Origin of the sequence: Cupriavidus consociatus, from assembly GCF_017814975.1 — a bacterium.
Classification (GTDB): Bacteria; Pseudomonadota; Gammaproteobacteria; order Burkholderiales; family Burkholderiaceae; genus Cupriavidus; species Cupriavidus consociatus.
The window spans coordinates 31238-44083 of record NZ_JAGIQA010000022.1; the positions used below are offsets into that span (position 1 = coordinate 31238).

Annotated in this window: 11 protein-coding genes; 1 reads left to right on the plus strand and 10 read right to left on the minus strand. The window is 58.3% G+C overall.

Annotation, left to right across the window (positions count from 1 at the left end):
• Positions 1 to 356: 356 nt before the first annotated feature.
• From J8I82_RS26020 to J8I82_RS26030, 3 genes are all read right to left on the minus strand, one after another.
• Positions 357 to 1109, minus strand: coding sequence for a TSUP family transporter (locus J8I82_RS26020; protein ID WP_209761722.1), 753 nt, complete (start codon positions 1107 to 1109; stop codon positions 357 to 359).
• A gap of 306 nt (positions 1110 to 1415) precedes the next feature.
• Complete coding sequence (locus J8I82_RS26025) at positions 1416 to 2615, minus strand: mandelate racemase/muconate lactonizing enzyme family protein (RefSeq protein ID WP_209761723.1); 1200 nt, start codon at positions 2613 to 2615, stop codon at positions 1416 to 1418.
• A gap of 107 nt (positions 2616 to 2722) precedes the next feature.
• Entirely contained in the window at positions 2723 to 3694 is a 972-nt protein-coding gene (locus J8I82_RS26030; RefSeq protein WP_209761724.1) for a Bug family tripartite tricarboxylate transporter substrate binding protein, read from the minus strand.
• 298 nt (positions 3695 to 3992) lie between these two features.
• On the opposite strand from J8I82_RS26030, the gene J8I82_RS26035 reads away from it, so the two are divergent.
• The gene (locus J8I82_RS26035; RefSeq protein ID WP_209761725.1) at positions 3993 to 4283 is read left to right on the plus strand and encodes an antibiotic biosynthesis monooxygenase family protein; all 291 of its coding nucleotides are present in this window, start codon (positions 3993 to 3995) and stop codon (positions 4281 to 4283) included.
• A 104-nt stretch (positions 4284 to 4387) separates the two neighbouring features.
• On the opposite strand, the gene J8I82_RS26040 is transcribed toward J8I82_RS26035, so the two are convergent.
• From J8I82_RS26040 to J8I82_RS26070, 7 genes are all read right to left on the minus strand, one after another.
• Positions 4388 to 5269 carry a LysR family transcriptional regulator gene (locus tag J8I82_RS26040; RefSeq protein WP_209761726.1) on the minus strand — a complete coding sequence of 294 codons (882 nt, stop codon included), beginning with the start codon at positions 5267 to 5269 and terminating at the stop codon, positions 4388 to 4390.
• Positions 5270 to 5558: 289 nt separating this feature from the next.
• Positions 5559 to 6578: a Bug family tripartite tricarboxylate transporter substrate binding protein gene (locus J8I82_RS26045; RefSeq protein ID WP_209761727.1), complete on the minus strand. Its 1020-nt coding sequence runs from the start codon at positions 6576 to 6578 to the stop codon at positions 5559 to 5561.
• A 101-nt stretch (positions 6579 to 6679) separates the two neighbouring features.
• Positions 6680 to 7603 carry a hydroxyacid dehydrogenase gene (locus tag J8I82_RS26050; protein ID WP_209761728.1) on the minus strand — a complete coding sequence of 308 codons (924 nt, stop codon included), beginning with the start codon at positions 7601 to 7603 and terminating at the stop codon, positions 6680 to 6682.
• A 433-nt stretch (positions 7604 to 8036) separates the two neighbouring features.
• On the minus strand, positions 8037 to 9278 hold the full coding sequence (locus tag J8I82_RS26055; protein ID WP_209761729.1) for an MFS transporter: 1242 nt from the start codon (positions 9276 to 9278) through the stop codon (positions 8037 to 8039).
• Positions 9279 to 9435: 157 nt separating this feature from the next.
• Positions 9436 to 10758, minus strand: a complete 1323-nt coding sequence (locus J8I82_RS26060; protein WP_209761730.1) for a tetratricopeptide repeat protein — start codon at positions 10756 to 10758, stop codon at positions 9436 to 9438.
• Between the two features lie 244 nt (positions 10759 to 11002).
• Positions 11003 to 12145, minus strand: coding sequence for a flavin monoamine oxidase family protein (locus J8I82_RS26065; protein ID WP_209761731.1), 1143 nt, complete (start codon positions 12143 to 12145; stop codon positions 11003 to 11005).
• Positions 12146 to 12147: 2 nt separating this feature from the next.
• Positions 12148 to 12816 carry a cupin domain-containing protein gene (locus tag J8I82_RS26070; protein WP_209761732.1) on the minus strand — a complete coding sequence of 223 codons (669 nt, stop codon included), beginning with the start codon at positions 12814 to 12816 and terminating at the stop codon, positions 12148 to 12150.
• Between the last annotated feature and the right edge of the window lie 30 nt (positions 12817 to 12846).

Consider the following 12846-nt stretch of genomic DNA (forward strand, 5'->3'; position numbering starts at 1 on the left):
TTTTCACATGCGTGAATCTTCGACAAGACGAATAACCGGCACACCAAGAAGGCGAACGTTACCGTCGCCCACCTAGTGTCGGTCTTTGCAGCCTATCTGCACGGCTTGCAAAGCCGCCTGGGGCAAGTGGTTGGCCCATCGAACTCGCTCGAACAGCCGAACAGCGTGGATGAAACGCCCTGGAATCGAGCTAACTCTCCTCGACCCTCAGTTGAGCGATAAGCGCAAAAAAGGAGGATGCGCGGTGCGCGCGCATCCTCCGCCAGCGACAGCAAAAATTGCTGAAGCGCCAGGCAAGCGCATGCCCCCACACGCTATGCAAACTTCACGACGCGACGAGCCGGCCAGCGCCTGCTCTATATCAGAATCCCAATGCCCACAAACACCAACAGGACGCATACGATATGCTTCAACGTCTCCTTCGATATGGGAGGCTGACGATTCGCCGCAAGCACGGTTACTGCCAAGGCGACTGGAAGCGCCTCTGCTGCGAGTTGCATGGCCAACACGCTTATCTGTCCAGAGATCCCCATCACTAGAAGGCGCAACACAGCGCCCACGCCAAAACTGAATATCAGCGATTCCTGGATAACCTCTACGGACCATGGCTGCCGATAGACGGCATACACTAATGGGGGACTCGCTGTGGCAAACATGCCGCCGAGCACGCCCGACAGCGCTCCCACGAATGCAAAGGTCTTGGCGCCTGATGGAACTGGATACGGCTTCGCAGCCTTCCAAAGGAGGATCGCACAACCGATTACGCAGATTCCCAGTAAGGTGCGTAATGTCTGGAATGCGTGGGTTGCGAGAAAAGTGAGCAAAGCCATGCCGATAAGAGAACCTCCAAAACTGGCCGCGACGGCTGGCTTGATCGCGGGTTGAATCCTCAGCGGACGCCTCTTGTACAAGAATAAAGCCGCGTTCACTATGATGATGATCGTTACCGCATTGACCGCATCTGGCAACGGTACGATATTTGTCAGTGCGACCAGACCCAGAAGCACCAATGCAAGCGCGAAGCCGGTAAGATTGGATGCAAATACAGATATCGCGACAAATAGCACGAACAGAAGGTGTGCGTGAATGTTCGAAGCGCCAGCAATCATCTCGCCTCCAAGCCCCTGAGCACACCAGTCGCGACTTCCTTGTTCAGACGCATTTCAATTTCACCTGTAACGTGACCCACTCCGCCCAGGACTGGTATCCCGACCAGCAGCCCCCGCCTTCCCCGGCGATGTCCGCGAACAGTCATGGCGTCGGCACCAAAAAATGGCTCCAGGAGTTGGCCACGGTGCTTCACAAACTCCGGGTGATAGTGAACGACGCGCCTGGCCTGCAGGCCTGCGAGAGAGGTCGGGAGGTTGTTTTTGGGAATGGCAATATGCATTGCAAAACTATTCGAATCAGAGAGATCAAGAACGCTTGTATTGAAGGAGTCCACCCGTGACCTTAGGGGGGCGTGCGCGAAGCGCTTCTTCAATCGGTTCGGTACCCCAACCCGGCCGGTCCGGGATGATCAGGAAGCCGGCCTTGTATTCCGGAGAGTGCGTGTACAGCTCGCTTTCCCACGGGAGCCGGTCAATGTCCGCTTCCATGATGTGCAAATTGGGCACGACAGCCGCAAAGTGCGCGTTCATCATTGTGCACAAGTCGCCATAGAAGTTGTGGGGAGCCACATTGATTTCGTGCGCTTCCGCCAAGGCGGCAATCTTCGTTGCTTGCCAAACGCCGTTCCATACTGCATCGATGATGGCAACGTCCATGGCCTGGTGCTCGAAGTACGGCAAAAAGCTGCGCATTCCGATCAGAGTTTCACATGAGCTAATCGGATGCGGACTGTGGCGTCGGACATCGGCCAGTGATCTTGGATTCGCCATGTCGATCTCCACCCAGAACAGATCAAGATCGGCCAGTTCCTTAAGTACCCTGATGAGGCCTTCCGGTTTCGCATTGAAATTGAAGTCGATCAGCAATCCCATGTCGGGCCCAGCCCCCTCGCGCAATGCTTCGAGATGGGTTCGAATATTCCGAATAAGGCGCTTATCTACCGTCAGCTCAGGCAGGAAGGGGATCGCAAAGCCCGCGCGCCACGCGTAGGGCTCATCTTCGTCGTGAATAAACAGGTTCGTCTTGAGCGCAGTGAAGCCCCGCTCTCTTGCCTCCGCGGCCGTCGCACGCACGCCGTCTAGGTCCTTCACGGCCGGACCGTAGAACTTGGGATGGTTGATTCGCCAGGTCGGGCAATGCGACCAGTAGACACGGGCCTTGTCGCGGACCTTGCCCCCGAGAAGTTCGTAGCATGGCACGCCAAGCGCCTTCGCCTTAGCGTCCAGCAATGCGTTCTCCAGACATCCAATCGCCTGGCCGATGACGCTGCCAGGCGCTGGACGCGTCAGGCTGTTGGCCAATTGGACGAACCGCTCGTGCGCATTGACGTCCTGGCCAATTAGCCGATGCTTGAGTTGCTCGATGACTGCGGTGACCCCTGGTGATCCAAAGCCTTCGTCATACTCGCTCCAGCCGACGATACCATTGTCAGTTGACAGCTTCAGGAAGTAGTAGTTTCGCCAACCGGCGTCGCAGACGATCGTTTCGACAGCATCAACTTTCATTCGGGTCTCCTTGCCTTTCCTTTTTGATCATTTCTCTAACTTTTTAAGACCATATCGCTTCGTAAAGACGATGCTGCTCTAGTTGATTCATGAACTTTTCATAAAAATCAGTCCAGTTGTATGTTCATAGGTTTTATAATTTTCTCCCAGTTCTTAAGTTCAGATGAAACAAACATCGAGAATTCCGCCGGAGAATTCCCGACCGGCGTTGCTCCGAGCACGTTCAAAGCGTCTCTCATCGCTGGACTCCTGACTGCGGTGGCGACTGCGGCCCCCATTTTCTGCACCACCTCCTTCGGAGTACCTACCGGTGCAAAAATTCCATACCATGACACCATCGCAAACCCAGGAACCGAATCGGACAGCGGCGGAAGATCAGGCGCCAAGGGCGACTTCTGAGGCGACGTAACAGCCAATCCCCTGACACGCTTGTCTTTGATATACGGCAATGCTTCGTTGATGGCGACAAAACTGGTTTGACCACCGATCACATCAATGATTGCCGGAATGCCACCGCGATATGGGACCATCGAAATCTTCAGACCAAGCTGTCGACTCAGCATTTCACAGACGAGATGAGAGCTTGTACCGGCCCCACTGGTACCGCACGTAACCTGCCCTGGACGAGTCCTGATGTCATCCAGCAAGTCCTTCATACTTTTGTACTTGGAGTTGCTTCCGACCGCAACGTAGTTCGGAATATTGACGAGCTGCGTGACGGGCGCCAGATCCCTCCTCAAATCAATCAATTTGTTGCTGTAGAAGAATTCATTCAATATGTTTGCGAAGGAACCTAGCAGAAACGTATGGCCGTCTGGTCTCGCTCTGGCCACGTATTGAGAACCCAGCATCCCGCCTGCGCCTGGTCTGTTCTCGACGATTACCGGCTGCCCCAAAGAGTTTGCTAGTGCAGCGCCGACCTGGCGTGCTAGAGCATCAGCATTACCTCCTGCCGGAAATGGCGCGACCAGCGTTATCGGCTTCTCTGGCCATGCTGCATGCACGATTGAACTCGAAAGTACTGCGGTCGCAACCGCCAAGCCGATTACCAGTCGGCGTATGCTGTACTTTTCTTTCATTGCTGTCTCCTCTTTGTTAGGGCCTTCTGTATTGTCGAAATAATCTCGAATGAGGCTTAGCCAGAATGGTAGGGAGCCAATTCAAAGGCGAGAAGCAAAAAATTCAGTCGCTGAGCATCGGAGTCTCTGACGCTCGTAGATGACGAGTTATGCACCGTATTTGAGCCGCGACGCATGGCGTTCTCTTGAGCTATTCTCAGAAAGAAATCAACGACATCGGATCTCCGTATCGTGCTAATGTTTCAGAGTGCCATCGACACATGTTGCGGCCCATACTTGCCAACCAGACACAATCATCATGATCAAGGAAATCGCACAAATCACCATCAAACCTGGCACGGAACAGGAGTTCGAACAGGGCGTGAACCAGGCTAAACCACTGTTCCTTCGCTCACGCGGCTGCCATGGCGTGCAACTCTTCCGCTCGGTCGAGTCGTCGGAACAATACACGCTGGTAGTTGAGTGGGAGACGTTGGAAGACCACATGGTCCACTTCCGCGAATCCTCGGAGTTCCAGCAGTGGCGCGCCCTCGTGGGTGGCTCCCTGGCCGCCCCCCCCAAGGTGCATCATGTGTCGAAGGTTCTGTAAGCGCCTTTGATGGCGGCCGAGGATTGGGCTCTTCGATGTGTGCGTCACGTTTGGAGCGACGGCGCATTCGTCGGAGAATTTCGGCGTCGTCTCACTGCCGTTGACTAGCGGCAGGGGAAGCAGCGGGCTCCGAACTCGCGGAAGTAGGCGAGCAGCACCTCAGTGACCTTGCTATCATTGTTACCCGCGCGTACAGCGAGACATACCTTTCGATGGACGCCCGGAAGCTCAACAAACCTTAGTCCGCCAAAATCCCAGTCGCGGCCGTGCAGCATCGGCAGGATGCTGACGCCGATTCCGTGCCGGACCACGGAAAGTACGGCGTCGTGCGAATCCAGCTCCATCGCCGGTCGCACAACAATACGGTGGCTATCCAGGAACGCCTCAATCTGCCTGCCTACCCAGCTTCCGCGTTCAAAAGCGATGTAAGGGCTTGACTCGAGTACATGCGCAATGCCGCCGAACGGTTTGGTTGCACATTGAACGAGTGCCAGCGGCTCAGCGTATAGATCATGGAGACGCAAGCTGGTCGGGGCGTACGTCGGGGGACAGGTGACGATGGCGGCATCAAGCAAGCCTGCCTCGACTTGCGAAACCAGTTCAGGAGACTTGTCTGCAGTAATTCGAGTCTCGAGGTCTGGGTATTCCGCACTCAGCCGCTTCAACACATCCGGCAGGCTGCCCGTGAGCGTACTCGTGATAACCCCTAGTGAAAGCTTACCTCGAAGCGAATGTGATGCATTGAGCGATGTCATCCTAGCCTGAAGGTCCAACATCTGCTGCGCGAGTGGTACTAATCGATATCCATTCACGTTCAGCGAGATCGAACGACCAGTCCGGACAAACAACTCGAGAGCCAGTTCGTCTTCCAGGTTCTTGAGTTGAACGCTCACTGCCGCCGGTGAAAGATGCACTGCATCGGCCGCCGCGGCAATGGTTCCATATTGGTGAAGCGCCAGGAAAGCGCGTAAAGAACGGCTTTGCATCAAGTGTTCTCATGGCCTCGGCACGGCGACAACTGCAAGACTGTCGAGGAGTGGGGATCGGCTCTACGGACCAACGCGGATGATATGCCGGCTACTTCGGCGGCCTGACGGTAGCGACCAACCCGACTGTCGAACAGTCTTGCCTCGCACTCCGCATCATGGCGCTTACCCTTCAACGCGGTATGCAGCCCACCTCCCTCGCCCGGCCGAATTGCCGTAGTCGCGTGCATGCCTGCGCACGACCTGGCTCTTTCGAAGACCGAAAGCCTCCAGTGTGACTTTTGAACGGTCACTCCGGAGTAATGCCCGCCGACTCAATCACAGCACGCCAACGCTTGACCTCGCTGTTCCAGAACATGGCGAAATCACGTGGGCCGCGCGCGTCGACCCGGAAGCCCAGTTCGCGCGCCTTGTTAGCGACTTCTGGCGTCGCCATGATGCTCACGAGTTCTCCGCCCAGTCGCTGAACAACCGCGTCTGGCGTGCCACCTGGCACCATAACGGCAGTCCACTGCTCAACGTTGAGTTTTGGCATGCCGGCCTCGGCGGTTGTCGGCACGTCCGGCACTTGCGGATTGCGCTGGCCACTCGCGATGGCAATAGCACGCAGCTTTCCCGATTTCACAAACGGGAGCGACTCGGGAAAGTTGCTAAAGATCACGTCAAGCTGCCCCCCCATCAGGTCGGTTAGCGATGGTGAACCTCCCTTATAGGGAACGTGCAGAATCTTTGTACCGTTCAGTTGATTGAACAATGCCAGCGACATATGCGACGGCGTCCCGACGCCGCTTGACCCCGCGTTGAGCGACTTGGCCTTCGCTGCAGCGACCAGGTCCGCGAGCGAGCGAATCTTGCTATTGGTCGGCACGACGACCAGTATCGGGGTCCCCGCCAGCAAGGCAACGGGCTTGAGGTCCTTGTCGAAGTTCAGCTTCGACTTGCCGCGGAACAGCGTCGCGTTAACTGAGTGCGTCATATTCACTGCGAGCAGCGTGTTTCCATCGGCAGCCGCTCTGGCAGCCGATTCCGCCCCAAGCATTGCATTGGCACCAGGCTTGTTGTCAACGATGACGTTGACTTTCCAGCGCTCGCCTAGCTGCTGTGCGACAAGCCGCGCCATCACGTCTGTCAGCCCTGCGGGCGGAAAGGGAACAACGTATCGCAGTACGGCACCGGCCTTCGGGTAGTCGGTGGTCTGAGCCCATGCGGGCTGCACCGCTGAAACGGCGAGCCCGCAGGCCAGTGCGAGTACGGCTCTCCTCGTAATCGACCACTGTCCAGATGAAATGGGATGCTGCTTCGGGTTCATGCCTTGGTCTCCTGAGATGAGGGCCGCTTCGTTCATGACGTCAGCCCCTCTTTGCAATATCACTAAATCTGCTGCTGCCTTGGCGCGGGTCAGGATAGCTTTCAGGCAAGAACTTCCAGTACCTTTGCTGCAACCATACTGCTCACGCGTTCGTTCGATTCCGTCGTAAGCCCTGCGATGTGAGGCGTGAGGATGAGGTTGGGACAACCATCGAAATGCGGTGCGGCTTGCAGCGGCTCCTCTGCAAAGACGTCGAGCGCTGCACCACCGAGTTGGCCGTTTCGAAGTGCGACCGAGACCGCGTGTTCGTCCACGATGCCGCCGCGCGCCGTATTCACCAGCACCGCGCCCTTCTTCATTGTCGCGATGCGGCGTTCGTCGATGAAGTTGCGCGTGGATTCTACCAGCGGTATATGCAAACTCACCACGTCGGCCTGCGCCAACAGTCCGTCAAGTGTCGACGGTGTGACGCCGAGTTCCGAGAAGGCCGCGTCGCTGTCGGTCAGGGCGGGGTCGAAAGCAATCACTTGCATGCCCAGCGCCTTGGCGAGTTTTGCGCTCAACTGACCAATCGACCCGTAGCCGACCAGTCCAAGGGTCTTTCCGGCGAGTTCCCGCCCTTGCGACAAAGCGCTTCGTGGCCATCGCCCGGCAGCGACCTCTCCGCTGGAGGCATAGGCGCCGCGAAGCAACAACATCGCCGTCGCAATCACGTACTCCGCCACGCTGTGAGCATTGGCCCCCGTGGCAGGGATCACGCGTATTTCACGCGTCTGGCACGCGTCCACATCGATGTTATCCAGCCCGACGCCGAGTCGACCCACCACCTTGCAGCGCGTAAGCGCCGCAAGCAGTTCACCACGCACTTGCGTGCGATTACGCACGATGATCGCGTCGCACTTCGGCGCCTCCTGCAGCAGGCGCGGCAGGTCATCGACAAGTTGCGGGTCATAGGTTACCTCGTGGCTGTCTCGGAGCCCCTGGACTGCAGGCGCGTCCATGAATTCAGTGACGAGGATCTTCATTGTCTTCTCCTGTGGCTTTTCTAGGTTCGTGTGGTCGACGCTCCCCTTTCTTCAGAGCGGTCCGGCCGTCGATCGAGATATCTCGGCGGGGTGTCGCGCTATGCACGATGAAATCACCGCGAGCACATAGTCATTCCCGTGTCCTCACCGCAACAGTGAAACCGCTCTGACGATGGGCGCTCGCACTACTTCGACGTCGACTTGAGCTAGATTCTTTGCCGAATTTCTTCCGCAGACAAACGAGATAAAGTGTCTTACCTTGAAAGATAAACTTTATCGGTGCAGTCGAACCATCGCCTGCTCTCAGAACGGTTCGATGGTCGAACTTCTTGTCGCTCCTTCGAAAGCGACGCTCGGCCTTCGGAGTATTAGCCATGACAGCCAACGGCCTTGCCTCGAACTCGACGGCAGCGCTTCACGTTGACGCAGCCGCTTAACGCGGCAAACCTGCACCTCGTGACGCCGACGCAAAGCCCATCAGCCCGAGTACCGGACCAGGTATCAAGAGCCACGTCGCATCGAGTCCGATGTGCCCGAGCAGAGCGGTTGTTGCTGCGATCGACACGACAGTGATTGCGAAACCGATGGAGTTCTGGATAGCAAGCGCACTTCCCACCAGGTCGCGCGGGCAGGCCTTTGCGGCCAGGGCCGAAAATTGGGGGGAATCGGCGACGACCGAGCCTCCCCAAAGAATCAGCAGAACCACGATAGCGTCGGCCGGAAGGTGGCGCCAGCCGATCGCAAACGTCAACGCACACAGTCCGGACATGGCCAGCGCGCCAACGGCGACCTTCGCGCTTCCGATATACCGCGACAACGTACCGCCGATTACGGATCCTAGCGCGCCAACGCCGATCACGCAAAATGAGAGGCCGGATATCCCAAGGGACGGGAATCGCGTCATGAGCGAGGTCTGGGCGACGAGCAGCGGCACGGCGGTCCAGAACGTGTAAAGCTCCCACATATGTCCGAAATACCCGAGCGTTGCTGCCCGGAACGGACGCATCCGGAACGCGCCGAGGACAGACGGCGACGGTTTCGCCGCTGTGACGGATGGGGTTCTGGTGATTGCATGCGGCCCGTCTCCCAGTGCTGCGATCAGAACCGCGCCGATGAGTGCGAGCACTGACGAGGCAGTGATAATCCACTGCCAGGGAAAGCCCGCCCCCATTACGCGCATCGCGTGCGGTAGTGCGGTTCCGAGCGTTAGCATCGCAACGAGCTGCGCCAGTGCCTGACCGGTTCGCTCCGGCGCCCAGCCGACAATCAACTTCATTCCCATCGGGTAGATGCCTGCCAGGCACACACCGACCCCGAATCGGAAAATTGCACCGCTGACGAGTCCCGTCGACAACCATGCAAAGCCAACGTTGAACAAAGCGCCAAGGATTGCGCTACAGACGAAAATCTTGCTGGCGCGGAAGCGGTCAGCTCCCCCACTCAACGAGATCGCCAATGTGCCAAGAATGAATCCAAGTTGCACTGCATTCGTCAGCCAGCCAATATCGGCAGCACTGGCGTGCCAGGTGCGCATCAGATCGGCCGCCGTGCTGTTAGCACTGAACCACAATGCTGTGCCAAAGAGCTGTGCGATGGCGATTGTGGCCACCGGCCCAGGGACGTTGACGAGCAGCCTCCGAAGTCCGGTTTGGTTCACTGTTGCGCTTGTATTCATCTGGTTTGCTGGCGCGCTCGGCGGATGTGCGCCGATAGGTCGGATGCGGCTCCAGGTGCAGGGACTGGCTTAGAGTCCGCCCCGGAGCCCTGCTTTCCCGATTTGGGATTACTTCGAGCGTGGCTGGCAGCAGGCGGCGACGCCTTGCCAAGCTGCCTCACACGGTGGCGATTTGATTCAACCAGTGGGAGTCACGCGGTGACGGACGACGATGAAGTCTTTCATCAAGCAGTGCGCGAGCCTTGCCAGCCTCGCCGCAGCGCAACAGTGAAACAAGAAGCGTGTCTTCCACAATCTCTCGTTGAGCGCCACTGCCACCGATCCGCACAGCTTCATGTGCGACGGGTTCAAGAATCGCCGCGCACTGGACATAATCCTCTTCGGCAAAGGCGAGAGTTGCCCGACAAATTGCAGGTACGACCGGGCCCGCCGGCAGGTTGCCTGCGTCGACTAGCGTGGCAAGCGCATCAACCCGCTGGTCAAGTGCGGCTTTGTCTCCCGTTGCGGCTGCAATAATAGCCATGTGGACATCCGCAAATGGGAAGCCCGCCTGCTTGAAATATCCTGACGCGTACTTGGCGGCGTCCTCCCATAGACCTTCGGGCACGACATGGCCGTATGCCTGCATACGCCATAGGAACGACGATGTGTCGCTCACGACATTGATGGGTACCCCGGTCGCAACCGGAGGCGCGACATTCTCGTTGTAAAGGGCGAGCGCCCGGTCGGTATTCCCGCGTTCCAGCGCGATGAGCGCCGCGTGCCACGCGATGTGGTTATGGAGGACGCCGCTTCGGTCGTATTCCGGCAGCCAGCCATTGATGACCGCTTCCGCATCATCTCCGGCACCGGCCTCATACAAGACGTGCGCGACCGCATGCACCGCGTTCACGTTATGCCGACGCAATTCAAGCGCACGCTCGGTCAGCGAGCGCCCGAGCTTAATATTTCCGTTTTCGCCATGGGACCAACCTCGATATGTCATGAACCACCAATCATCGACCTCGAAGTGTTTTGCGTTGCGCTCGCAAAGATCCACTCGCGCCTGATCGTGGTCCGCCATTCCGGAGAACGCCAGCAGGCCGAACGCGCCGAGTAGCAGCGACATGATGACGATGTCGCGCGGCCATTTGTCGGTGTGTGCCAGTGCTCCGGCACGCGCCTTAGCAGCGTCGCCGTTGATGACAAAAGCAAGAACCTCCACGTGGCTCCTCTCTCGTTCAGTCCCACGGCGTGCTACGAGTTCCTGCGCCATTGCGATCTTCACGCGAGCTTCGGCGAGTTCTGCACGGATCGCATGGAAGCGCGCACGCGCGGCATAAGCGAGAGCAAAGTCCGGGTCTGCAGCGATCGCCTCGTCTAGCATCTGCGCGGTACCAGGCCACAACGATAGAAGCAAATCGACCCCCGCACGATAGCGTTCGGCGGCAAGATCAGAGCTGGTCGAGAGAGGAAGGCTATAGCGGTCGAAGCGTGACATGAGACGAGTTACTCCAGTGGAATTTGTTAAGCTTACGAGGCGTGCCGATCGGCAATTTCCCATGCGCCGGAAAACGCTGGATCTCGATCATTAAGGCAAATTCGTGCTCCGACGAATGGGCAAAGAGGTCTGTAACATACACCAATTGGGGCTGCATTAACGCCGGAGACAATCACAACAGCCCCCGGGGGTGAAGGTCGCCGAGCCGCTCGATGTGCGTGCGTCATTCGCTCCGAGGCCGTATTCATTGTGAGATCCGCCCTCTTTCGGCATATGCGGGTAACGCCTGTAGACCTAGATCCACAGCCTCGACGGCGCCGGCAACGTAGCCGGAAAACCGCGGCGACCACTCGCTAGCGATACCCGTCAGGCGGCCGCTCCACGGGCCAGATGTGGCCGTAGCGACCGGAATCTCCCCGTGGTGACCCGTGCTATGCAGGTCGGCACCTGTGGCGGTGTAACGATCCTGTGCCCAGTCCTTGATGATGTCGAGCCGAGGTGTCGCCGCTTGCGTCCCAAACAGTCGCTTGAGTTGCGCCCGGCAATGCGCACGAAGCACGTCCTCCGGCACGCGCTTTCGCACCTCCGCCGGCAACCCGAAGAACCCGAACAACGCCGCGCTACCATCTGGCATGGACGCATCGTGGATTTCACCGAGCGGTCCATACGCGCTCCGGCCCTCACCCGACAAACCGTCCTCGCGCCAGAACGGTACGTCGAATATGGCGACGTACTTGGCGTGAGGTGCCATCCATGTTGCCGTATTGCGCCACTGCCGGGCCACCATCTGCGGCAGCGATGGCGTGAACTCAATCATGCTTTCTGCGAGGCGCGGCGGAACTGCCAGCAGCACCCGCTCGACGCGCCAAGTCGTTGCACCGCCTGCAGCGTCCAAGCTCTGCAACTCGACATGATCGTCCACGCGATGAATTTTCTCCACCCTCTGACCGGTCAAGACGCGTGTCACATCCAGGCGGCGGTGTAGCGCATCAATCATCGCGCTCATTCCCCCCACCAGGCGCATTGCTGCTGGCGAATTTACGTATCCACGCATCCGTTCCGGCGGCGCACCGGACGAGCGCTCGACCATCATGTCGCCCACTTCGTGCTGCGCGAAGGACGCCAAGTCCAAGTCCCGAACAAGGCGATCTAGCTGCGGCTGTAGCGCGGGCCAAAACCAGGTCGGCCCCAAGTCAAAGCGATCAATATCCGGCAGGCCGCTCGAGACGCTCGGAGTCGGATGCCCCAACGTGGAAGCTATGCGTCCCCCGAGCGTATCGCGGGCCTCAAGTACCACGTAGTCCTTGATGCCCTTTTCCTCCAGCAGGAAAGCGGCATAGAGACCGCTCAATCCTCCCCCCACAATTGCGATGTGCGCCGTCTGCATGCCTATGCCACTAACGTTGCGTTGGTCAGGTGCCCGGTCTTGAGATAGAACGTGGCGCCTTGCGCGCCGGCAGCGAGCTCGGAATATCGCCCAGCCGGCAATCGAATCCAGCCCCCGCGCTCGCAATGCAGCTCGCCTGCCACGACACTACCTGACAGCAGTAGCAACTCAGCGCTGTCCACGGGCTCGGCGAATACAATTTCGCCCGGTGACAAGCGTTGCAAGCTGACATGCTCGGTGTCGCTTGAGAACAATGGACATACTTCACGGCTACCCTGCCGATGCCACAAGCCAGGATCACGTGTGTCGATACGCACGCGACCACTTTCTTCGGGTGGCATCTGCCAGAGCTTGACGAAGATAATGGCGCCATTGTCGCTGGAAGGCTGGTGGGACGACCCCGGCGGGTTCCGCATGTACCAACCAGCCGGATAGTGTTCACCGCCCTCGGAGAAGGTGCCCGAGAGAACTAGAATCTCTTCCCCGCCCGGATGTAGGTGACGCGGGAAATTCGAAGCCGGCGCATATCGCACAATGCTCGTTGCACGCCCTGTCTCTTCTCCCAGTCGGTCGAGCATCACACGCTCGACACCGTTCTGTGGAGACGAGACCCACTGGTATTGATGGGGCGCGACAATAACGCTCCTCGAAAAATCCGCGTTAACATGCATAGGTTTCCTTCTTAAGTCCGACATGGCTGA

Coding starts and splice junctions, on each gene's coding strand:
- J8I82_RS26020 (WP_209761722.1), bottom strand. CDS start 1,109: ATGATTGCTGGCGCTTCGAACATTCACGCACACCTTCTGTTCGTGCTA.
- J8I82_RS26025 (WP_209761723.1), bottom strand. CDS start 2,615: ATGAAAGTTGATGCTGTCGAAACGATCGTCTGCGACGCCGGTTGGCGA.
- J8I82_RS26030 (WP_209761724.1), bottom strand. CDS start 3,694: ATGAAAGAAAAGTACAGCATACGCCGACTGGTAATCGGCTTGGCGGTT.
- J8I82_RS26035 (WP_209761725.1), top strand. CDS start 3,993: ATGATCAAGGAAATCGCACAAATCACCATCAAACCTGGCACGGAACAG.
- J8I82_RS26040 (WP_209761726.1), bottom strand. CDS start 5,269: ATGCAAAGCCGTTCTTTACGCGCTTTCCTGGCGCTTCACCAATATGGA.
- J8I82_RS26045 (WP_209761727.1), bottom strand. CDS start 6,578: ATGAACCCGAAGCAGCATCCCATTTCATCTGGACAGTGGTCGATTACG.
- J8I82_RS26050 (WP_209761728.1), bottom strand. CDS start 7,603: ATGAAGATCCTCGTCACTGAATTCATGGACGCGCCTGCAGTCCAGGGG.
- J8I82_RS26055 (WP_209761729.1), bottom strand. CDS start 9,278: ATGAATACAAGCGCAACAGTGAACCAAACCGGACTTCGGAGGCTGCTC.
- J8I82_RS26060 (WP_209761730.1), bottom strand. CDS start 10,758: ATGTCACGCTTCGACCGCTATAGCCTTCCTCTCTCGACCAGCTCTGAT.
- J8I82_RS26065 (WP_209761731.1), bottom strand. CDS start 12,145: ATGCAGACGGCGCACATCGCAATTGTGGGGGGAGGATTGAGCGGTCTC.
- J8I82_RS26070 (WP_209761732.1), bottom strand. CDS start 12,816: ATGCATGTTAACGCGGATTTTTCGAGGAGCGTTATTGTCGCGCCCCAT.